20 protein-coding genes are annotated in these 21,928 nt (G+C 32.0%); all 20 read right to left on the reverse strand.

Annotated features, from left to right (window positions below):
• Nucleotides 1-13: 13 nt before the first annotated feature.
• The 20 genes from ACFSO7_RS01730 to ACFSO7_RS01825 all read right to left on the reverse strand — a co-directional run bounded on the left by ACFSO7_RS01730 (nucleotide 14) and on the right by ACFSO7_RS01825 (nucleotide 21,847).
• The gene (locus ACFSO7_RS01730) at nucleotides 14-1,552 is read right to left on the reverse strand and encodes a glycosyltransferase (protein ID WP_377874783.1); all 1,539 of its coding nucleotides are present in this window, start codon (nucleotides 1,550-1,552) and stop codon (nucleotides 14-16) included.
• A gap of 49 nt (nucleotides 1,553-1,601) precedes the next feature.
• Nucleotides 1,602-2,552 (reverse strand): hypothetical protein, encoded by a 951-nt coding sequence (locus ACFSO7_RS01735; protein WP_377874785.1) that lies wholly within the window; start codon nucleotides 2,550-2,552, stop codon nucleotides 1,602-1,604.
• Nucleotides 2,542-3,786 carry a glycosyltransferase gene (locus ACFSO7_RS01740; RefSeq protein ID WP_377874787.1) on the reverse strand — a complete coding sequence of 415 codons (1,245 nt, stop codon included), beginning with the start codon at nucleotides 3,784-3,786 and terminating at the stop codon, nucleotides 2,542-2,544. Before ACFSO7_RS01740 ends, ACFSO7_RS01735 begins: the two co-directional genes overlap by 11 nt.
• Nucleotides 3,787-3,793: 7 nt before the next feature.
• Complete coding sequence (gene wecB, locus ACFSO7_RS01745) at nucleotides 3,794-4,867, reverse strand: non-hydrolyzing UDP-N-acetylglucosamine 2-epimerase (RefSeq protein WP_377875077.1); 1,074 nt, start codon at nucleotides 4,865-4,867, stop codon at nucleotides 3,794-3,796.
• A gap of 13 nt (nucleotides 4,868-4,880) precedes the next feature.
• Nucleotides 4,881-5,777: a dTDP-4-dehydrorhamnose reductase family protein gene (locus ACFSO7_RS01750; RefSeq protein WP_377874789.1), complete on the reverse strand. Its 897-nt coding sequence runs from the start codon at nucleotides 5,775-5,777 to the stop codon at nucleotides 4,881-4,883.
• A 21-nt stretch (nucleotides 5,778-5,798) separates the two neighbouring features.
• Nucleotides 5,799-6,971 carry a glycosyltransferase gene (locus ACFSO7_RS01755; RefSeq protein ID WP_377874791.1) on the reverse strand — a complete coding sequence of 391 codons (1,173 nt, stop codon included), beginning with the start codon at nucleotides 6,969-6,971 and terminating at the stop codon, nucleotides 5,799-5,801.
• Nucleotides 6,972-7,017: 46 nt separating this feature from the next.
• A complete protein-coding gene (locus ACFSO7_RS01760; RefSeq protein ID WP_377874793.1) occupies nucleotides 7,018-8,178 on the reverse strand; it encodes a glycosyltransferase in 1,161 nt (386 codons plus the stop codon).
• Between the two features lie 108 nt (nucleotides 8,179-8,286).
• The gene (locus tag ACFSO7_RS01765; protein ID WP_377874795.1) at nucleotides 8,287-9,150 is read right to left on the reverse strand and encodes a methyltransferase domain-containing protein; all 864 of its coding nucleotides are present in this window, start codon (nucleotides 9,148-9,150) and stop codon (nucleotides 8,287-8,289) included.
• 18 nt (nucleotides 9,151-9,168) lie between these two features.
• Nucleotides 9,169-12,021, reverse strand: a complete 2,853-nt coding sequence (locus tag ACFSO7_RS01770) for a motility associated factor glycosyltransferase family protein (RefSeq protein ID WP_377874797.1) — start codon at nucleotides 12,019-12,021, stop codon at nucleotides 9,169-9,171.
• A 268-nt stretch (nucleotides 12,022-12,289) separates the two neighbouring features.
• Nucleotides 12,290-13,303, reverse strand: coding sequence for a polysaccharide biosynthesis protein (locus ACFSO7_RS01775; RefSeq protein ID WP_377874799.1), 1,014 nt, complete (start codon nucleotides 13,301-13,303; stop codon nucleotides 12,290-12,292).
• Nucleotides 13,304-13,311: 8 nt separating this feature from the next.
• Nucleotides 13,312-13,911, reverse strand: a complete 600-nt coding sequence (locus tag ACFSO7_RS01780) for a hypothetical protein (protein ID WP_377874801.1) — start codon at nucleotides 13,909-13,911, stop codon at nucleotides 13,312-13,314.
• A 691-nt stretch (nucleotides 13,912-14,602) separates the two neighbouring features.
• Complete coding sequence (locus ACFSO7_RS01785) at nucleotides 14,603-15,721, reverse strand: flagellin N-terminal helical domain-containing protein (protein ID WP_377874803.1); 1,119 nt, start codon at nucleotides 15,719-15,721, stop codon at nucleotides 14,603-14,605.
• A 156-nt stretch (nucleotides 15,722-15,877) separates the two neighbouring features.
• Nucleotides 15,878-16,105, reverse strand: coding sequence for a carbon storage regulator CsrA (gene csrA, locus ACFSO7_RS01790; protein ID WP_377874805.1), 228 nt, complete (start codon nucleotides 16,103-16,105; stop codon nucleotides 15,878-15,880).
• Nucleotides 16,106-16,108: 3 nt separating this feature from the next.
• Complete coding sequence (gene fliW, locus ACFSO7_RS01795) at nucleotides 16,109-16,558, reverse strand: flagellar assembly protein FliW (protein ID WP_377874806.1); 450 nt, start codon at nucleotides 16,556-16,558, stop codon at nucleotides 16,109-16,111.
• An 18-nt stretch (nucleotides 16,559-16,576) separates the two neighbouring features.
• Nucleotides 16,577-17,158, reverse strand: a complete 582-nt coding sequence (locus ACFSO7_RS01800) for a DUF6470 family protein (RefSeq protein ID WP_377874808.1) — start codon at nucleotides 17,156-17,158, stop codon at nucleotides 16,577-16,579.
• A 99-nt stretch (nucleotides 17,159-17,257) separates the two neighbouring features.
• Nucleotides 17,258-18,406, reverse strand: a complete 1,149-nt coding sequence (flgL, locus tag ACFSO7_RS01805; RefSeq protein WP_377874810.1) for a flagellar hook-associated protein FlgL — start codon at nucleotides 18,404-18,406, stop codon at nucleotides 17,258-17,260.
• A gap of 15 nt (nucleotides 18,407-18,421) precedes the next feature.
• Nucleotides 18,422-20,461, reverse strand: coding sequence for a flagellar hook-associated protein FlgK (flgK, locus tag ACFSO7_RS01810; RefSeq protein WP_377874811.1), 2,040 nt, complete (start codon nucleotides 20,459-20,461; stop codon nucleotides 18,422-18,424).
• A 15-nt stretch (nucleotides 20,462-20,476) separates the two neighbouring features.
• Nucleotides 20,477-20,962: a flagellar protein FlgN gene (locus ACFSO7_RS01815; RefSeq protein ID WP_377874812.1), complete on the reverse strand. Its 486-nt coding sequence runs from the start codon at nucleotides 20,960-20,962 to the stop codon at nucleotides 20,477-20,479.
• 11 nt (nucleotides 20,963-20,973) lie between these two features.
• Complete coding sequence (gene flgM / locus ACFSO7_RS01820; protein ID WP_377874813.1) at nucleotides 20,974-21,237, reverse strand: flagellar biosynthesis anti-sigma factor FlgM; 264 nt, start codon at nucleotides 21,235-21,237, stop codon at nucleotides 20,974-20,976.
• Between the two features lie 172 nt (nucleotides 21,238-21,409).
• Nucleotides 21,410-21,847: a YaaR family protein gene (locus tag ACFSO7_RS01825; RefSeq protein WP_377874814.1), complete on the reverse strand. Its 438-nt coding sequence runs from the start codon at nucleotides 21,845-21,847 to the stop codon at nucleotides 21,410-21,412.
• Nucleotides 21,848-21,928: the final 81 nt, after the last annotated feature.

Raw genomic sequence — 21,928 nt, forward strand, 5'->3', positions numbered from 1 at the left:
TAATCAACACCGCCTAACACTTTTCTGATAAAAGGCTTTTCCATGAAATAATACGATTTTTATTATAATATCTACTCAATTCTTCTTTTAGTTCTTTATCATGTTTACTTTCAATAGATAATATAATCATGTCAATCAAGTCATTATTCTTGGATAACCATTCATATGGCGTTGCTATGGGTATTCCGTTTATAGTTGAACCAAACAATTCTTTATTATTGTCAAGAAAAACCAGGACATTAATAGACTGTTGATTTAGGTCATGTAATAAATAATGTGAGGTTTTAAGTGTTCCGAATATAGCTACATTTTTTATACCTATTCGACTTAAAGGTGCAGTGATACCTACACCATCTTCATACAGTTTCCTTATCCAAATTCCATAAAGACTAGCTAATTCTAGATCGTTGCTTGTTGAAATAATTTTAATTGTCTTGTCTAACTGAAATTCAGGACATGAATGATACCAGCATGGTTTAGATACTCTTATATCATTAATTAATTTAAGATATTTTGATCCAAACGAATTCATTGAAAACTTTTCAATTGCATTTTTTTGAGCTTTTTCACTCATTAACTTAAGTAGATAATTATTTTCTGTTAACATCATTATTTTTTCAACAAACAAACGTGGATTTCCCATTTCAACTAAAAAGCCATTCTCTTTATCATTAACAATATAATCAGTAACATCTTTAATATAAGATGCAACAGGAACACATCCATAAAGCTGAGCCTCAGCTAACACCAAACCAAATCCTTCTCGTAAGGAAGGAAAGATTAAAATATGGGAATTGCTCATTCTTTCGTATACTTTTTCAATGGGAAGCATTCCAAAAAATTCAACATTTCCTGTTAGACCCAAATTATTAAATTGTTCTTTGAGTTCTCTTTCATCTGTCCCTGCACCAATTATATCTAAAAATACATTATTGTTTTTACTTACAATTTCTTTTAAAATTTCAGGTAATAAAAAGATTCCTTTCTCTTCATGAAAAAGTCTTCCAACAAACAATAACTTAATCTTATTATAATTTGTTTGAAGGATACTTCTATTTTTAGGAAAAATATGTTCATTGATTCCATTTGGAATTAAATATACTTTTTCTTTTGGAATCCTTTTAATTAATTCTTTATAAATGAGAGGACTCACAGCAACATATCCGGAGCATCTTGAACTATAAAATGAATTTAATTCATAAGTTAATGGATCATTATTATGGATAATAGGAATTACAATAATATTTTTATTTATTAAAGGTATGCTTGCTTGAACAAACCTAGCATTATTAATAAATACAACATCATATTTGGAGTAGTTTATATAAGAAGCTACTTTAAATACATGCGAAACTGGACAACTGTACTCTAAGCTATCTATATGGTATGAATTAATACCATTTTCACTTATATTAGAGAACCAGCCACCTTTAACCTCAGTTGTAACGATAGTGATATCAATATTTTTGCTTTTTAAAAATGAAGCAATATTTATTAGAATACTTTCCATACCACCGCCAAGCATACCATAAATAAATAATCCGACTTTCATTTTTTCGCCTCAATTAATTTTATTTGAATTTTGTTATTGTTAACTCAAATTAAATTTCCTCCAACTTCCATAGACCTAAGCTCTTATCCGCAAAACGACCATTATCTTCCGTACATCCCTCATTTATTAACAATATTGGGGATGGGAGATTAAACGGTTCCAGTTCCAAATTTATAGGTCTCCATTCTCCAACCATAATATTTCTATTTTTGGTTACAGAAGGAAATGTAGTTGTTAATAAGTATCGAGAGTTACTTTTTTTAAATAGATCTAATACTTTAAAAATATCTTGATTTGGTAAATGTACAAGACAATCTCTTGAGAATATTAGGTCTACTTTAGGAACAATATTTTTTGTTATATCTAAGCATAAAAATTTTCTATTATTATTTGAATAATTTTTTTTGTTACCCTCAATTAATTCTTCAACAATATCACAACCAAAATAATTTTTAAAAGGATAATTAATATGCTGGAACCAATTGAAATCACCACACGGTGCATCAACAATAGTATGAATATTAAATTTTTGAAATACACCAGGTAAATCTTCCACTAATTTTGATGTTTGCACTCGGTTTGATCCTGTACCAGAAACTGATTCTTCATCTTGCCAATCATTTCTTTTATATATATTTGTAAATACGATTTTATTATCTTCCACTATTTCTATTACTGGTTCAAAATTTAATTCTTCTTGTAATCCATATCCATGCAACTGATCTTTTATATCAGCATAAAAGCTACTCGCAACTAAGAGAAAAAATTCAGATTTATTTTCTAATAATAAAACTTCTGGGTTTTTAATTGGAAACGAATTAAGATTAGTTGACCAATTTGGGGGATTGTTATCCACAAAATAAGCTACTTCTAGTTGCAAACTCTCTAGAACACTTAATGTCATTTCCCCAACACTTCCACATCCAAAGATAATGACTTTTTTATTGATAAGTTTACATTTTATTAAATTCAATTTATTACTAATATCATTAATGTTCATTCTTAACATTCACTCTTTTCTCATTAGACGCTGCAAAAAAATTTATATTTTCTTTGAAATTTATGTTGATTAGTTGCTCAGCAATTTCGAAATAATACATACTAGAGATTAACACTACGAAATTATCATTCCTTTCAAGTAAGGATAATGGATTCTTTATAATATAATTATCAAAATAAGTTCCCCACTTTGTAGAATCATTGTCAACGCAAAATTCAATACAAATTGATTTCTCATTTAATTCATTTATTAGTAATTTGGCACCTCTCCCTGTACCAAAAATAATAACCTTTTTATTATATATAAAATTGAAGATTGAATTTATTTGATTTTTTATCGATAAGGGATTCAATATTATGTAGTTTTGATTATTAAATGCAAAAAATGCCTTTTGGCAAAGTTTCCATGCATATCTTGCTGCCATGGTTAAGTTTTCTTTTCGATAAAATAAGGCTAAATTTAAATATGCAGCTTCAATTGAAGTTTCTTTAGAGATAATTAACAAGTCTTCATGAGAAATTTGATTTAAACAATTAATATAAAAATTATTCTTTTCGACATTAAATTCATTTAGTATGTATGTGCCTTGTTTTTCATGTACCCTAGACTTAATAAGTTCTTCTGAAATAAAATAAAAATCATAATGTTCCGCAAGCCTGAACCACATATCATAATCTTGCGATGTTTTTAACTCTTCATTAAATAATCCCACAATTTCAAAACACTCTTTAGGAATAAGAAATGTACAACCATTAGCAAAATGACTTTTTAATAATTCATATTTAAATGTATTAGAATTTAATTGTTTTAATTTATTAATATCTAACCCACTCTTTGAAAAAAAATTAGAGTTTTTGTCAATATAGAAAAAGTTGCTATACAAAATTATAGGCTTTTGAATAGTTAGTAAAGTATCAACTTGAACTTCCAATTTATTAGTTTGATAAACATCATCATGACTTAGCCATGAGAAATAATCCCCATTCATTTTTTTTATCCCATAATTAAGTGCAGATGCAACACCGCCATTCTCCTTATAAAAATACCTAATTTTGTTACCATAACTTAAAGCTATTGCTTCTGTCTTACCACCATCTGTAGAACCATCATTAATTACTAATATTTCAGTATTTTTATAAGATTGAACTAATGCACTATCAATTGCCTCTTTTAAAAAATTTGCACCATTATAAACAGGTATAACTATCGAGACTTTTGGTGCTTTAGCTTTCATTACATCATCACCGCCAATAACTCAAAACAATTTTTGTAACAATTTCACTTACATTTCTGACTAAGTATTCTTGTGGAGGTGAATAATCATATCTACTAGAAGTAGCAACTGTTATACCTCTAAGAATAGAAGAGCTATTACAACTTGAAATAAAATTACTACCGACTTCCAAAGTCTCTGGGCGCTCTGTGACATCTCTTAGAGTAACATTTGGCACTTGAAAAATAGAACATTCTTCTTGAACAGTTCCACTATCACTAAGTACACAAAAGGCATTTTTTTCTAGTTTCACAAAATCAAATAATCCAACTGGATCTATAGGAATGATTCCATTTATTAATAAATTTTTATTTTGTTTCTCTAACTGTGATTTCATTCTAGGGTGTACAATGCATATAATTGGTAAGTTGTATTTCTCATAAACTTGTTCAAATGCATTTATGAATTGATTAAGACGTTCGCTTATATCCACATTTTCCGTACGATGTAATGTCACTAGAAAGTATTTTTGTTGTTCAATTTCTAATTTTTGTAGTACATCACTTTGATCAATTTCATCACGATAGAATTCAAGAACTTCGAATATTGGATTACCTGTAACATAAACACGATTACTTGAAATACCTTCTTGTAGTAAATTTTCTCGACTTCTTTCAGTATATGGCATTAATACATCACTTGAATGATCGATTATTCTCCTATTCACTTCCTCTGGTACACGATCATCAAAACAACGATTCCCTGCTTCCATATGGAATACAGGTATATTTAATCTTTTGGCAACAAAAGAGCAGAGTGCACTATTGGTATCACCAAGTATTAACAAAGCATTTGGTTTCTCTTGTAAAAATATTTCCTCAACCCCACTTAGTATTTTCCCAACCTGTTGCATAGGTGTGTTAGACTTAGTGTCAAGTAAATAATCAGGTTTACGGATTCCTAGTTCTTCCAAAAAAATATCACTTAAGTTTTTATCATAGTTTTGTCCTGTATGAACAATAACATGTTCACAGACCTGGTCTAAACGTTCGATAATTCTACTTAAACGAATAATTTCAGGTCTTGTTCCAAAAACTGTCATTACTTTCACAGCATTATTCCCTCTTTCTAGACACACTAGATTTATTATAATCCTCAAACATTTTCTTAATTAAATCTTTCCATTGCGGTGGTCTATACCCTGTTTCTTTTTGAAATTTTTCAGAGTTTAAGGACCTGTCACATTTAAATTCATTATTTGGCTCAATTAATATGTCAATTTTATATGTTTCCTTTACTAAATTTAGTAGATCATATTTTGATATTGGATTAGAGGAAACATGATAAACTCCATTTAAGTTTTCATTTGGAATAATATATTCAGAAATAATATGAGCCATTTCTAATGTTGGAAATCCCGAATATATGGCTTTAGTGTATCCCTTTATCTTTCCATGTTGTCCAATAAACCATTCGATTAGTCCATATTTTCCTTTTAGTTCATGTCCAATTATAGATGTTCTTATAGTAAGACTATGAGGATAACTTACTTCTCCAAGGTATTTTGTTCTTCCATATAGATCTTTGGCATTAGAATGATTTTCCTCAATATAATTTCCATCTTTCCCATCAAAAACACAATCAGTACTGAAGTGAATCATTCTTGCACCCGCAGTTCGACAAATTAATGATATGCGATGTGGTAACTGTGCATTAATATTAATTGCTGTTAAAGGGTCATCAGCAATCGGTTGTTGCTTTATTAAACCAATACAGTTAATTACAATATCTGGTTGAACAGACGCAAGTGCTCGAATAATCGAATCAAAATTTGTGGCATCGACACCCGTTCTAATATTCTTTAAAAGTTTTTCATTAAACCAATTATCTTTTTTATCAACTACTCTAGCAGTGCCATAAACTTCATATTTTTCACAATTAGATAACTCTGAAAAAAGAGTATGCCCTAGCATACCGGTTACTCCTAAAATTAGAATCCGTTGTTTTTCCACCAGACTAGTCTCCTTATTTTTTTATTTCACTTGATTATAGAAACCGATAGCTTTTTTCTTTAAAATTTCAGAATCCAAACGTTTTTTTACTATTTCCCAATTCAATATAGAAGCACTGTTAACTAATTCATCATCCAGTAGTACTCTTCGAATTGCCTGTTCTACAACTTCAGGATCATTAGGTGGAACCAATATTCCACTTTTACCATCTTCAATCCACTCATTTGCACAAGATGTCCATGTTTGAATAGGAAAAGCTCCCATTGCAATAGATTCTAAAAAGGATGTGCTTATCCCATCACTTATACTTAATCCAATCGATAATCGTGCTTTAGCATGATAAGACATGATTTCGTTATGGGAGGTTTCTTTGGAAAGTATAGTAACAGGTATCCCTGTATCATGCTCAAATAATTCTGCTGCTATTTTTACATCTTCTGATGCACTATAAATAATAATACGATATCCGTCTAGTATCTCTGCACATCTTTCTAAAGCTCTTAATCCAACTAAGGCTCTACCCGCCCAATGCTGATACCCTTTTAACATAATAAGTTTCCTACTTGATGTAGGAATTTTCCATCTTTCATCTTCTATTTCACAGATTTTGAAACCACCGGTATTAGGAAAAACAGGAAGAATATGTTTATCAAAACCTAAATTAACAGCTAGTTGAGCGTCTCTCTCACATTCACATGAATAATAATCACACTCAGATAAAACCTTCTTTATTTTCGATTTATGCTCAAATAATTTACCAAATAAGTAAATATCACTTCCCCAATTTGTTACAATCCATTTAGGAAAATTAGTAAGTCTACTTTTTGCTTCAAATGCTAAATAACCTGCAGCCTGCATCTCTAAAGAATGAACAATATCAGGTTTTATTTTGTTAATGACATCAACTAACTGTTCAACGCGATAAGAATCATTTTTCTCTTTTAATAATAATCGTTGAATTATACCCATTCTTAATGATTCAACTTGAGTACCACAGACAGTTACTTTAGAATTCTTTCCTTCTTTGGAGGGATAGTAATAAGAATGATGTATTGTCACATTTTTTAAATAATGATGGGTTTGACCATAATCAATACTAGGGAATAAATGAATATCCCAACCCTCATCAATTATTTGTGATATCCAACGTGCAGTATGAATACTGTCAGACATTCCAATAATTAGTATTCTCATAATAACCAACCCTTTATATTGCTGAAATTAAAAACTACCTATTATTTCACAATTTTAAATCTAATAAAGTACAAAATTGATCTTTCTTAAATCCCAATTTTATTAATTGATTTCCTATCTCTAGGTAGTTATCACTAGAAATAATAATAAAGATTTCTTCCTTATTTTCCTCACTTAACCTTGAGGGCGGGCTTATTAAAATATTCCTTATTTTTTTTCCCCACTTCTCATTATCATTATCTACAAAATAACTTATACTTCTGTTTGAATTAATTATGAGATTATAAAATTCACTACCAAACTTTCCAGCACCGAAAATAATTATTTTTTCTTTTTCACTTAGTTTTTCGAAGTTATAATTATTATTCCCTAGACTTTTTTCAAAAATCTCAAGTGCATAGTTAGATGCCTCCATATAACCTTTCCTTTTATATATAATCGCCATTTCTGCGAAAAAAAGTTCTATGTGTTTAATATTTAAGGATTTTTGGAGTTCGTAAATTGAAAATTCCTTCATATAATCAATATAAAATTGATTAGATTCCCTAAGATGATATTCTATTGTTTTGCTCCCTTGCTCACTATGCTGTCTAGATTTTATCAAAGACAGGGGTACGTGGTGAAATTCGAATTTATAAGTTAAGCGAAACCACATATCGTAATCCTGTGTAGTTTTTAATTTTTCGTTAAACAATCCTACCACCATAAAACATAATTTAGGAATTAAAAGTGTACACCCATGAATGGGATGACTTTTTAATAATTCTATCTGAAGTTGAGAATGTTTAATATATGGAGCCTTGTACTTACCAATTACTTTAGATGTTTCATCTATTAAATCATAATCAGTATAGATTATAGTTTTCTTTAAATCATTATCAAATATATAATGAATTTGTTTCTCTATTTTAGTGGGATAATATACATCATCGTGGCTTAACCAGGAAAAATATTCTCCCTTCATTTCTTGGATACCCACGTTTAAAGCAGAAGCAACTCCACCATTAGGTTTGTTAATATATCTTATTTTGTTTTCATAAGACATAGCAATTCTCTCTGTTTTTCCGTTATCATTAGAACCATCATTAATAACAATTACTTCAATATTTTTATATGTTTGAGCCAAAGCACTATCAATTGCCTCTTTTAAATAGTTTGAGCCGTTGTATACAGGGATAATAATCGATACTTTTGGCTGATATTCCATTTCTATCCCCTTTCATATTGTCACTTATTAAAAATTATACTATTTAATACTCTATTGAACTTATTCTATTAATAATAACTATACTATTAGTTAAGGAAATCATATTAACTAATCATCAATAGTTTTAATTCCCCAGAGAGCACTATATGGTTTTACAAATTTTTCACCTTTATTGTTAACTAAGTGGCGTTCTTTATCGATAATAATTTCCCAACTATCATCAAAATCTTCAATAGTCCAACCAGACTTATGCGCCTGCCATTTACCTCCATTCATCCCCCATGCATCTTTACCATTTTTATGTTCTTGAGGCATGAATCCAAAAGGTGTAAAAATAATTATCTGTTTTTTTGCTAAATCCTGTGCCATTTTAAGCAACTCTTTTACTTCTTCTTTTTCGATGTGCTCAATAACATCTAGTAAAAAAATAGTATCAATACTTTTAGGGGGCAATAAATTAAGTATTTGATCAAAAGTTGCCTTAATAAAAATGAATGATGTTTTCCCTTGGTTCTTCTTAACTTTTGTCTGCAGATGTTCAATATACTCATGGAACGGATCGCAGCATATATGAACTTTTGGAACTATAAATTGCTGAGGCCTTATGCCACAACCAATATCTAGAACAATATCAGCACCTTGTATTTTACTTGAAACAAGATTTGCTGTATAAATATTTTCTATATTAATTTCACAACTAAAGAAGTGAATGTTTTCTCTTAATCGAATCTCTTTAAGTTGATTTGAAATCTCTTCATAAAATGAACTTGCAATTATAATTTTACTTTTTTCAAAATTAATATTAGTTAATATACTCGGACTTTGTATGATAAATCCTTCAAAACAGGTACCCCATTTACTCTTATCATTGTCAATTACATAACTTATCTTACAAGTATTTTTTATACTCTCTATTACCTTCTTCGATAATCCACCTGCTCCAAAAATTATTATTTCTATCTCGTCTTTCATAATTTCACTCCATTGAATTTAAATTTTTATCAGTGGACGGAATCCTTTATCCTTATCGGATGAATAGGTAAGAGCTGCAGTCCAAAAACTAAGTTCGACTCCTCCTCTTATTACCTTTGCATTCTCATTCTCTTCCCAAGTAGAATTTGTCCAAGATCCACAAAAATTGTAGTTCCACATAAACATATCAAAATCAATGTTCTCATGAGATGTATGTTCGATATATATATGCCACTCATTTAATTTGTCATAAATTGAAATACCACCAGTTAATAGTCGAATTGTTGCCTGCATTGTTTTATAGAAATCCCCTATAACTTTTCCATCTGTTCCAGTTATACCAGCTTCTTTAAGAGAGTCGTAAGTAACAAAGTTCTGGATATTCCTATCAGAAATTAATATTCGCTCTCCTTTAATTTTATCAACCATGATTAAATAAAAATCACCATTTGGATAAGCAGTAGATTCTATTGGAATAAACTTATTTGTTTCTAAACCCAATCCACTAAATATACCAAATTTGTTAAATTTCGCTTCATATGAGCAGCGTATTCGTTTACCTATTTTTAAGTCTTCTAAATTAAGTACTTCGTCTACATGTAATATCCTTCCGTTTTCTTCTATTTCTGCCCCAGAGAACTCAAATAATTTATCACCTTGAAGTTTTATTTCTACAATATGCTCTCTTTTATCAAGATTCACCTTTTCTAATAACACTTCCGATGGATATGAGTGTTTAGATATTTTTTTCATTATACTCTTTTGTGGTATCACTTCAGATTTGCCGTCTATTGTTATTTGAATTTCACCTAAACTATCTTTATAATTTGAACCAAATAGACGAAGTAAGGATCCTGTAAATTTAAATCTAATTATTGATCCCTTTTTCTTTGAAGTACGCATTAATATTCGATAATCGATCGATTTTCCAGGACCAAGATTAAGTTGTGACCAGTCTCCAATGTATTGAAAGCAACCACAATCACTTGAATAAAATTTATTAGGATTTTCTATTAGTCTTCCTTTATTAATTAACCGATGTATCTTGTAAATACTTCCTTCGATTTGTTCTATCGTTTTATTGCAACGTTCAAGATAAGGTAAAAACGATTCTATTATTAATTTACCTTTTTCTATTTCATTTATTTGTTTTCGAATATTTGCAGATTTTATGCTTAAGGCCTGAAAATGTTCTCTATTGACTGGCTGAATAAATACATTATAGCTATCCATTAAAAGCAGTTTTTTCATTGCTTTATCAAACTTTAAAATATTATTACTAATCTTTTGTTCCTTTTTCATTCTTATGTTTTTCTGTATAGTATCCAAAATATTAATTAGTTCCTTGAAATGCATTTTAATCTCTAGTATAGAACGGTTCATTTTAATTATTGATTCATTTATATTAATTTCCCCATAGTTGTTATTAGACTTATACCATTTTTCAAGAACAACAGGTTCAGTTAAATTATCAGTAATTAAATCTTCCATTGATTTGAAAATTGCACCTTTAATAGCTGCTCCGCCTTTTGTTGTATTCCATACTTTAATATTTGGATATTTTGAAATATACCACTCAATATTCTCCTTCATATTGATGAATGAGGGATTAGACTCCATTTTATTACCCAAAACATCTTCGATAATAATCAGACTTCTTCGATCCCTATCTAATAATTGTTCTGAGCCATTATAGTTTACATCTTTAGAGTAAAACTGGTTATTTTTAAAACCAAGGTTTTGTCCTGAAAAAATAATAGGATTACAACCTAATTTAGCAGCAATTTGAAATGTAACTGCCGCTATTGTAGGTGAGTCTTGCACAACTCTACTTGAAAAATCAATCTGATTATTAAAATAAAATGGTGTCACAGTATCTTGATCAATAATTACATGAACTTTTGGACCTTGATACATCTTTAATGTTTCAAATCCTACACTTGTCCCATATATCATCGGAACTGTTTCTACACCTTTTTCATACATTGTGGAAAATACATTATAGTTATGTTCCTGCGGATCATATGTGCATACTGCATCTGGAATAATATTTTGGGAAATTAATGCCCGATTTGCTGAACCCACCGCAAAGATATAAGCTAACTTATGATTTTTTATGAACCTAAGATTATCATATTCCTCTTCTAAGGATGGCCCAGCAGAAACAATGACTAGAGGTTTATCTTTAAAACAGTAATCGAAACCATCGAAAATATTAGGTGTTGTAGTTGTTGTTGGTAAGTTTAATAAACTATTCAATGTCCATCTAGCACTAAAATTTCTGTTTACAATATGACTTTTCCTCTTTAAATCTAGAACTGATTTGAAATCTTCTAAAAATAATTGGAATTTTTCTTTAAATACTCTTTCATAACTTGGGAGGGTGACAATTAAAACTCTTTCCTGTATATGATTCATTTTTGATGTAATAAATAATTTACCTTTTTCACGTGAAGTTTCTATCAAAACATCCTTCAACCGAGCTAGAGGCAGTTCCTCCAAATGAAAGTAATTCATAAATTGATAAAAAATTTCTACCTCAGGTTCGTATAAAGAGAAAGTAAAGTTAGGAAATTGGGTCATAAAAACTTTAATATGATAACCCAATCCCACACCATAAAATAAAACATGATCATACTGATCTATATTATCTCGAAACTGGGCAATAAATCTTTCTGCTTCATTTTTCGGATCATACTTACTATGAAGTAATTGCATACTGCCATTAACTAATACTTGTAACGTTTTTTGCCCTGATTTTGATTCAAAAACATCTGAATATGCTTCTTGACGATTTTGTTCATAATTATTCAGCGTATTAAATGCATCTTGTGCATATTGACCTAACAATTTAATATTCTCGAGTAACACTTCTCAACGCTCCATCCTTTTTTCCCATAGCACTATTTTTGATTTCACCTTTAATTGCTAACAGGTTATCAAAGATACTCCAAACAAAACAATTCCTATTACAAAAAAGTATTTTCAATTATGACATTTATCTTATTTAAAAATATAAGAAAACAATTTTTAAAATTTTCCAAAAACTAAACTATTATGAAAAAGATTAATGTTTAAATAAAACCCTAGAAAATTAATTTTATAATACAGATTTTGAAAATACCTAACTTAAACTACTTTATTCACCAAGTAAATTTTCTTGTGAAATCCAATTTCTTAGAGTGTTTTTTCCAATTACATGTTCTTCTGAAACAACTGGTATTTCCTTAATAGGGTAGGCGTGTTTATATTTCCGAAAACTTGCAAAAGGCGCATTAATAATGTACATATTTTTTGTCTCAAGTGCTATTCTAATCTCATCTTCCGTCATTAGTTCTTCATACATTTTTTCTCCAGGTCGTAGGCCAATTTGCATTATCTCGATTTCATCTTTTATAGAATTTCTTATAGTTACCTCTTGAATTAATACATCTATAAGATGACTCAGTTTTATTACAGGCATTTTCAAAACAAAAACTTCACCGCCATAAGCCATTTCGTTCGCTTCTAGCATTAAAGCTATTGCTTGAGATGGGGTCATCATATACCTGAGCATATTTTTATCAGTTACAGTAACCATTCTGTTTTCTATAATTTGTTTTCTAAAAAGTGGGATTACTGATCCTCTTGACCCCATAACATTCCCAAATCTTACTGAACTAAAAATTGTCTGTTTAGGTCCTTTTTGATATTCTGCAGAAGATATTAGTCTCTCAGCTGTTAGTTTAGTTGCACCATAAGTATTTGTTGGAGCAATAGCTTTATCAGTACTTGTAAATAAAACTCGTTTTACACCTGCAGATATTGCTGCTTGAATAACATTTTGTGTACCTAATACGTTTGTTTTTACAGCCTCAAATGGATTATATTCACATGAAGGCACATGCTTCATTGCTGCAAGATGAAAAACAAAATCAATATCCTCCATCGCACGTAATAACCGTTTTTCATCTCTTATGTCACCAATTAAGTATCTAATATTTGTGTATTCACGTAATTCCTGTTGCATTTCGAATTGTTTATATTCATCTCTACTAAAAATTCTTATCACACTTGGATTATGCAATAGTAACTCTTCAGTCAAATAACGACCAATTGTACCTGTCCCACCAATAATTAAAATTTTCTTTTGAGAATAAATACTTACTTTCATTGTTTCGCCTACTTTAATATTAATTTTTCTTCAAAAATTTTCTCTGTTTGTACATATATCAATTGAAATTGTGGTAATAGCTCATATTGAATAATATCTGCAATTAGTATTGAATCTTTGACTTCTAGTGCTTCAAGTAAATTAGGAAGTTCGATCTCAAATCTTGCTGCATTTTTAATAAATTCATCCCAACCCAAAATATTGTGTTCTGTTTTATCAATACTTTTTATAGTTTGATAAATCCAATCTACTCCTTCCAATAGTTGATTTAAACTTAACCAACTTTGATTAGAGGGTGTTTGATAAAAATCATTTATTAGTATTTTCACTTCAGGAATAGCTCGATTCAAATAAGTGTTTAGCGAAACCAATAAGCTACCTACAAACTCTTTAATTGAGCAAACAATTATTTTTATTTCGTTAATGTTAGTAATGTTATCCCAAATATAATCTTCAAATTTTTCATATATTTCTTGTCCATTTATAACAAAATGACTGAGGTGTAATTTTTCACCATCAAGTATATGGGAAACCAATTCAATTAATTCCTGAGCACCTTTTTCACTATTTTCATAGGTATAGCTTTTATCTAATATAGTTAGAATCATAATATATCCCTCCGTCATTTCTTATTTATATTATCGACATAACTCAACAATAGTTTACATCAAACGACTAGGTAGTATATGGGTTTCTAAGTATTAAGAATTATTTAAATCAATTAACAAATATATCCTATTTCAATTTGAACATTGAATTACTCTCTTTATTTTTTCACTATTTTGAGGTTCCTAGCGGGATTCACCACATTCACCTTAACGTAATTCCATTAGGCAGATACGGTATCATAATCCTAGTCTTAGTTTCTCATACTTCATAATTGTCTATTCTCCCCTACTACTTCGAGTAGCTAAGGTACCATCACTGCTAACTTCTAACTATTCAACTTCTATTGTTAGTTGGGTTACCACGTGTACCCAGAAAGTAATCTGATCCCCCATTTAAGATTTCAGTATTTTCCTTTATCTGTCTGTTTTAATTAATATATAAGCTTTTGGGAATAAAAATTGTTTTGAATTGTAAAATCATCAATTGTATTTAGCCTAGTATGAAGTTCGTATTTCTGAGGATCGAGGTTTTGCGCCTCCTCTCATTCCAATTTTGCTTCATCACAGACACTCTTGTATATGTCTCAGTTATTTCTATCTTTAAAATCTTGAACTTGCTTCCTTTAGATTTACCCATATATGGAATAAAAATAGAAAAACCCCAACATTTCGCTGAGGTTCTTTCAATTAATTATTGAAGTAATTGTAAAACTGATTGTGGACGTTGGTTTGCTTGAGCAAGCATTGCTTGAGATGCTTGAGAAAGGATGTTGTTCTTAGTGAAGTCCATCATTTCTTTAGCCATGTCTACGTCACGTACACGAGACTCAGCAGCTTGTAGGTTCTCAGAAGAGTTACCTAAGTTACTGATTGTGTGTTCTAAACGATTTTGGAATGCCCCAAGTTTAGAACGCTCTGCAGATACTTGGTTGATTGCTGCATCGATAACAGAAATAGCTGCAGTAGCTTTTTCATGGTTACGGATGTCTAGTGCAACAACTTTTGCACCTGTAGCATTACCTGCATCTGTTAAAACGTTTGCTGAGCCAGAAGCAAACTTCGCATTATCTGATTTAGCAACTAATTCAGCACTAATTGTTGTACCGTTTTCTGTAAGTACACCAGTGCCAGTTGTAGAACCACCGCTTGCTGTATAATAAGTTTCACTTGCAGAAGCTGTCCATGCATTTGTTCTACCAGTAACAGTTGTTACATCACCAATACCTGCATCTCCACCAGAATTAGAAGAAGCTACTCCTAATGCTTCTGCACGCATATCAAATATATCAATTGTAAAGTTTTGGCTTGAGTTTGCTCCAACTTGCATGTGCAAACCGTTCCCACTAGTAGTATTACCAGCAGTTGCAACACGGCTACCAGCATCTAAAGATTGAGAACCATTAAGTAGTTTCTTTTGGTTGAACTCAGTATTGTTACCAATACGGTTGATTTCAGAAGTTAATTGGTTTAACTCTTTTTGAAGCTCGTTACGATCTTGATCTGTGTTTGTATCGTTCGCAGATTGAGTAGCAAGCTCACGCATACGTTGAAGGATTGAATGTGTTTCGTTTAATGCACCTTCAGCTGTTTGGATTAAAGAAATAGCGTCTTGGGAGTTACGTTGAGCTTGGTTTAAGCCACGTACTTGTCCACGCATTTTTTCAGAGATTGCTAGACCCGCAGCATCGTCACCAGCACGGTTAATACGTAATCCAGAAGATAATTTCTCCATAGATTTTGCTGAACTAGCTTGGTTTGCACCTAGTTGGCGATATGAGTTCATCGCTTGTAAGTTATGATTGATAATCATTTTTATTTCCTCCTTGAAATTGGTTTGTTCCACATCCATGTGGTTTTTTATAATTAAGTAACCTACTTTAGTCGGCCGCCTAAAGTAGGTACTACCTTACATTTTTAATATCGGCATGCTTTTGGAGTTGTTTAGTAGTTTTTCTACAAAAAGTTTTTATTTTTTTAATTGATTTGAGAATTGCTTTAGTAGGTCTATTGGTGTATTGGTTGCTTTGTTGTTTTCTTCTTGAATAGCTAGATAAATTTCTTTGCGATGGATTTCGATATTCTTTGGTGCTTCGATGCCGATTTTGATTTGTTCACCTTCTACGGCAAGGATTTTAATTTCGATGTTGTCGCCGATTTGAATGGCTTGGTTTAATTTGCGAGTTAATACGAGCATCCTTTACCCCTCCTTACCTACAGAGGTTAAAGTGCTTGTTAAAAGATGCTTTGTTCGATATGGTGAATCGCTTAAGATGACTTGTTTGCCTAGTTTATTCGCATCATTGATGACGATTGGGCCTTGTAGGTTTGCGGTTGTGTTTTGGAATGGTTCTTGGATAGTTAGGATGGTAAAGATGACGATATCTTCTTGATTTTCAATTTCAAGTGATTCGATGACTTGGTCAGTAAGTTTGACTGAGTAAGCTTTGAAAAAGTCAAATGGACTAACAATGACGAATGCGAGACTTGGTGTTTGGACTGATTGCATAATTAAGAATGGACCTTCATCTGCGAATGGAAGGATAAAAAATTGCTGTTCGTCAAGGAAGCTTGGGATGCCTTGGTGAAAATGGATGATTTTTGATTCATCGATTTGAACTTCACCGTGGTATTTCGTTTGGATTTTCATTTCGTTCACCGTTTTCTGTTATATTTTTTGATCAACAAATGTTCCGATTGCTTTTATATGTATGGATGCTTTTTGCTTTAAATAGATTTGGAGGTCTCCTGGATTGAATTTAATAATAGGATCATGAGTTTTAACGTCTACTTTAAGGTTTTCAGTATTTACTTTTATTTTTATCTCAGATGGTTGATAGTGAAATTTTATGCTGTTAGCTGATTTAGGCATGTTTCCAAAATCGATTTCTGCTGGAGGTGTTTCACTTTCTTGCTTTGCTATTTGTGGAATGACGGTTTCTCTTTGATGTTCGATACTCATTAACTTATTTCCTTCACTTACCTCTTCAGCAATGTTTTGACTTATTTTCCGCTTTGATCTTGCTACCCATTCTTCTATGTTTCGAAAAGCGGTTTTTAGGTTTGCATCTGCAAACGCTTCTGTTTGGTCGATTTCTAATTTACTATTTGAGGTGTACATTTCCACTTCTGGCTGTGGTTGATTCATTTTCACTTCAGCCATTGGTTGTTTGATTTCAATTTTCGTTCTATGTTGGGTTAGTCCTAAAATGGCGTTGGTATTTGTAATTTCTAGACGAGGAAGCTGCATGCTTTCACTCCCCTTCGTTTTAATCTTTATCTCTATTTTAACGAAGTAAATCCTTTATTCAAACTTCTTTAGAAAAAAGCTATCCCATATTGGAATAGCTTAACGTAAAAAGTCCATTAATGTTGGCTGGATGATTCTTGCACCCATTGCTAGAGCAGCACGATGAATACTTTCTTGAACTGTTAGGTCGATAATGGCTTTTTCAAAGTCGATATCTTCATTATCGGAAACGGTTTTTTTCGCGACAACCTCTTGGTGAAGAAGTCGGTTTTGAACCATCTCTGTTCGATTCACTTGGGCCCCAAGCTCTGCTCTTGTTGCTACTACATTATTCATCATACCATCAAGGGAATCTAATGCTTTTGAAATATCTTCCCCTCTTGTTGTTGGATTATTTAGCATTTTTTTGATCGATTCAATTCCGCTAAATAAATCATTCGAAAAAGCATCCTGTGCTCTAATGTTTATCGGAATCGTAACACCTTTCATGACTTCAATTTCAACGTTTTCAGTGTTGGTAGAAACGGCTGTATTTTTAGAAAGTACTAAGTCTGCGCTACTTATTGTTTCTTTAACTGTCGCTTCTTGTCCATCTTGATATTTAAGCTTTTCTTTATACTCGTGATTAATAGCGCCTGTACTAAGATCAATTGAAATTGTATTACCAGTATTAGTCTTAAATGTTGTTCCACTATTATATTTATACGTTTCCCCTTGATAACTAATGACGTAGTCGCTAGGAATGGAAGTGGCCGGTGTTGTTTTTAAACCGTCAACAAATTTTGTGAAATCCATATTCATCTGGTTTGCGTTTATAGGAGCATTGGATGTATCTGTTCCATTAAAAATATAATTGTCCCCAACTTTTGAATTAGCAAGTGCAACTAAATGTTCTTGTAATCGATCAATCTCTTTGGAAATATTTTGACGCGCATTCGCATCGTAACTATCATTTGATGCTTGAACAGTTAGCTCCCTGATCCGCTGAATCACTTGTCCAGCTTCATCAAGAGCAGAGTCCGAATTGTCCATCCAGCTAAAGCCTTCATTTAGGTTACGCTTAAATTGTTCAACCTCAACAACTTGGCTACGGAAACGCATCCCCTTCATAGCGATAACAGGATCATCAGAAGGCTTTGTAATTTTTTTACCTGAATTAATTTGATCTTGAAGTGAACCTAATCGGTTGTAATTTTGACTAATATATTTCAAATTGCTATTTGATAGCATCGATTGCGTTACTCGCATATTCACTCACCTACCTTATCTGCCTACTAAACCCATACCATTAATAATTTTATCTAACATCTCATCAACCAAGGTGATATTTCGAGCTGCAGCATTGTAGGCATGCTGAAATTTAATCATATTGGTCATTTCTTCATCTAGTGAAACGCTACTAATAGACATTCTTCGTTGTTCAACAGAATCCCTTAACACACCTGCCGTATTTTCCATACGATTGGACTCAGAGGCACTGTCTCCTAATCTACCAATCATTCCTTGATAGAAGGTTTGGATGCTCGTTAAATTTCCGCCATAGCTTAAGACAGCATCTTTTACATTGGCTAGTTTTAGGGCGTTTGAACCGTTTCCAATGAAGGCTTCATCACTGGACTTAACACCTTCTGCTTTAAAAGAAGTAGTCCATGTATCACCAGCTGTTTTAGTAGAAACATTAGAAATATCTATTTTAACGCCGAATTTTTCGATAACTTTGTCAGTCGATGATGGGAAGTTTTCAAACGTTCCTGCAGTTGCTGGATACGTTCCCAATACCGTTCCGTCCTCTTTCTTAGCAATCATTTGGTATTGCCAATTACCACTATCAAACTTCACATTCATCTCAATCGTCTTTGCATCTTTCCATGCTAACGGAGCCTCCGTAGATTTATATATTCCTGTGAAAATAGGATTCCCTACAGTTGAGGTTTGAACTTGATTTGGTACACGTGAAAAGGTTCCTGCTAGAACATTTCCTTCCGCTGCGGCAGCTATATTTTGTACATCTTTAATAATAGCGTCGTCTACTTTTATTTTTCCCGCGATACCTTTAAAGCTTGTCTCAGTGGCTCCATTTAGATCAAAGAAATTTTTGTCATCTTGAGCACCATTTCGAATTTCATTTAAACTCCAACCCGCTTTGTGGACTTCGTTAAAATGGTTAGCAAACGTAAAAACCATTTGATCTAATTCCGCTAACATATCATTATAGGTACCTTTTGTTTCTCCGCCTGCTTTATAGCCGTAGCCTTCGATAAAGCCTTTTAATCGACCGTTTGTGTTAAAAGCTGCGAAATCATTTAGTACATAAATTGGATCCTTCGTATCAGAATCTCCAAGTTCTATTTGGTCCGCCTCTGTATCAGTTGCGATGCCAACAAAGCCACTTTTATTCGTTTCTAATTCAAAAAATTTAATCTTTTCAACAGGGCTATCCTGGTCTGTACGATTTTCGTATTGAATGTGAATTCCATATGCCGTTCCACCGTTTAGTTTGGAATCAATGAGTTTAATAGGTTTTCCGGTAGAATCTTTTAATACATCCCCTTGTGGAGTTGTTAAAGAGATATCAAGTAACCCTTCTGCATTGGCAGAAGCCATCCCACCACTCGGTTTTCTATCAACTTTTATATTAACTAATGAAGATAACTCATCTACTAATCGATCTCGTTCATCATACAAATCATTCGGCAAATATCCATGGGGTTCAATCGAAGCAACCTGTTGATTCACCTGATTGATTTGTCGTAAAAGCGAGTTAACTCTTTGCCCAGTGACATCTATTTCTTTGCGATAATCCTTTTGAATCGCCTTCAATGAGTCGTACGTATAGTTAAATGTATTTGCTAGTGAAATCCCACGTTCACGAACAACACGTCTTGCTCCATCATTCTGCGGTTGTACCGCTAAGTCTTGTAAAGAGTTCCAAAACTCGTCCAAAGAATGAGCTAACCCAGTGTCAGAAGGTTCGTTCATGATCCCTTCCATTTGGGATAGCATTTCTGATTTTGCCTGCCAGTAACCTAATTTACTGCTTTCTGTCTGAAATTGCATATCAACAAAATTATCACGTATTCTTTGAATGTCAGAAGCCATTACCCCTGTACCCATTTGTCCAGGAATTTGTGGGCGATTCATAGAGGCAGCAGGATATGGCGTCGTTTGCGTGAAATTCACCCGTTGTCTTGTGTATCCTGGTGTATTTGCATTAGCGAGGTTATGCCCTGTTGTATATAATGCTGATTGCTGGGCCATCATCCCTCGTCTAGCTACTTCTAAACCATGAAAAGTAGAAATCATTCTTTTATACCTCCGTTATGCCTTTGAGTCAAAAATAGAGCGACCCTTTTGTTCCAGCGGTCGTTCATTTGGGTCGTAATTAAAGGAATCTGTATCAGGAATTAATATATCTAATGAAGCATTAACAAATTGTAAGGATTGCTCTAATAATTGCTGATTGACTTTATTTTGTTCATTAACCAAATTGATTTGTTGTGTTAATTCGTTCTTTAAACTAATTAACACAGCTTTTTCATCTGCATCAGCTAGTTCAATGAGTGTATTTAAGTTGTATTGATCATATATTTTGTTATCGGTTTGAAGATGCTTAATCAATTCTTGTATTTCTGCTTCTGTTTTTTTGATTGCTTGAACATGCTTACTTTCTTCTTTTAACAAAGACTGTAAAGCTACTATTTCACCCTTAATGACTATATCCGTTTTATTCTTAGCAAGTTGGTGTAAACTTTTATGCAAGCGAATCATTTCATCTAATGCTTGAATTAAAGGTTCTGTAGACAATCGAAACCCTCCTAGATCAATTCACTCCAATAGGAATACATCTTTTTAGCAACCTCTTTAGCATTAATCTCATATTCACCAGAGTTAACCTTTTGCCTTAATGCTTCGATTTTTTCTTGACGCTCTACATCGAAATCTCCCATTTTTTGAAGTTCAAGTGCTTCAGTAGAAATTTCAATCTTATCTTTACGAACTGCTTTCTCTGTCTTTTCCATTTTTTCCATTTGTTTATTGTAAGGATTGACATTTAGCCGACCTATATGATTAATCTTCACGTTATTCACCTCAGTATTCGATAATTATCTTTACGGATCCGAACACATTCGATCACTTAATTATCATTCTTCTTATTCTTAATATCGGAAAAAAAAACGAATAGTTTAGGTTGAATTATGATTAAAGCTAAAATAATACAAAAAGAACTACTAAATTATTCTCTAGTAGTCCTTACGTATACATATTTATTAATAAACCTTTAATTTCCCCAACCGTCCCCAAAATATCTAAACCTTTTTTCTCCTTGTCAAGAACCATGTTGGTCAAGTCGATTAGTTTTTTGTCCACTTCTTTTACAATTTTGTACACCTTAGTCCGACCACGTCGATTGAAGCCCCTTTGCTCCTCTAACTGCAAGCCGTTTTGTACAGCTTCCTCCATAAAATCTTTTACCATTTTCTTATATTTACGGAGTTCATCTACTGTTCGGTTCTCCGAAAGTTTTTTTCCTTGATCTTCTATTTTCTGAACAAACTGAGTAAGTTTTTCATAGACAGTTTGTTGGCGATTTTTTGACATGACCTCTTGAAAAGAAATACTTTCTGCTGGAACATTTTCTTTTCCTTTTACTCTGTCAACACCTATTTTCCCAACCTTTTGAACTTCCATGCACTTCCCACCTTTTAAGTGCTAATTTATTTTCATTTTATCACAAATTTCATTAAAGATAGAGGCAAGTCCCAAATTTTC

The sequence above is a fragment of the Bacillus sp. CGMCC 1.16607 genome (genome assembly GCF_042683745.1).
Classification (GTDB): Bacteria; Bacillota; Bacilli; order Bacillales; family Cytobacillaceae; genus Pseudoneobacillus.

Coding starts and splice junctions, on each gene's coding strand:
- ACFSO7_RS01730 (WP_377874783.1), bottom strand. CDS start 1,552: ATGAAAGTCGGATTATTTATTTATGGTATGCTTGGCGGTGGTATGGAA.
- csrA (WP_377874805.1), bottom strand. CDS start 16,105: ATGCTCGTATTAACTCGCAAATTAAACCAAGCCATTCAAATCGGCGAC.
- ACFSO7_RS01765 (WP_377874795.1), bottom strand. CDS start 9,150: ATGAAAGACGAGATAGAAATAATAATTTTTGGAGCAGGTGGATTATCG.
- flgL (WP_377874810.1), bottom strand. CDS start 18,406: ATGCGAGTAACGCAATCGATGCTATCAAATAGCAATTTGAAATATATT.
- ACFSO7_RS01775 (WP_377874799.1), bottom strand. CDS start 13,303: ATGAAAGTAAGTATTTATTCTCAAAAGAAAATTTTAATTATTGGTGGG.
- ACFSO7_RS01825 (WP_377874814.1), bottom strand. CDS start 21,847: ATGGAAGTTCAAAAGGTTGGGAAAATAGGTGTTGACAGAGTAAAAGGA.
- ACFSO7_RS01755 (WP_377874791.1), bottom strand. CDS start 6,971: ATGAGAATACTAATTATTGGAATGTCTGACAGTATTCATACTGCACGT.
- flgK (WP_377874811.1), bottom strand. CDS start 20,461: ATGATTTCTACTTTTCATGGTTTAGAAGTAGCTAGACGAGGGATGATG.
- ACFSO7_RS01785 (WP_377874803.1), bottom strand. CDS start 15,721: ATGATTATCAATCATAACTTACAAGCGATGAACTCATATCGCCAACTA.
- ACFSO7_RS01760 (WP_377874793.1), bottom strand. CDS start 8,178: ATGGAATATCAGCCAAAAGTATCGATTATTATCCCTGTATACAACGGC.
- ACFSO7_RS01800 (WP_377874808.1), bottom strand. CDS start 17,158: ATGCAGCTTCCTCGTCTAGAAATTACAAATACCAACGCCATTTTAGGA.
- ACFSO7_RS01735 (WP_377874785.1), bottom strand. CDS start 2,552: ATGAACATTAATGATATTAGTAATAAATTGAATTTAATAAAATGTAAA.
- fliW (WP_377874806.1), bottom strand. CDS start 16,558: ATGAAAATCCAAACGAAATACCACGGTGAAGTTCAAATCGATGAATCA.
- wecB (WP_377875077.1), bottom strand. CDS start 4,867: ATGACAGTTTTTGGAACAAGACCTGAAATTATTCGTTTAAGTAGAATT.
- ACFSO7_RS01780 (WP_377874801.1), bottom strand. CDS start 13,911: ATGATTCTAACTATATTAGATAAAAGCTATACCTATGAAAATAGTGAA.
- ACFSO7_RS01740 (WP_377874787.1), bottom strand. CDS start 3,786: ATGAAAGCTAAAGCACCAAAAGTCTCGATAGTTATACCTGTTTATAAT.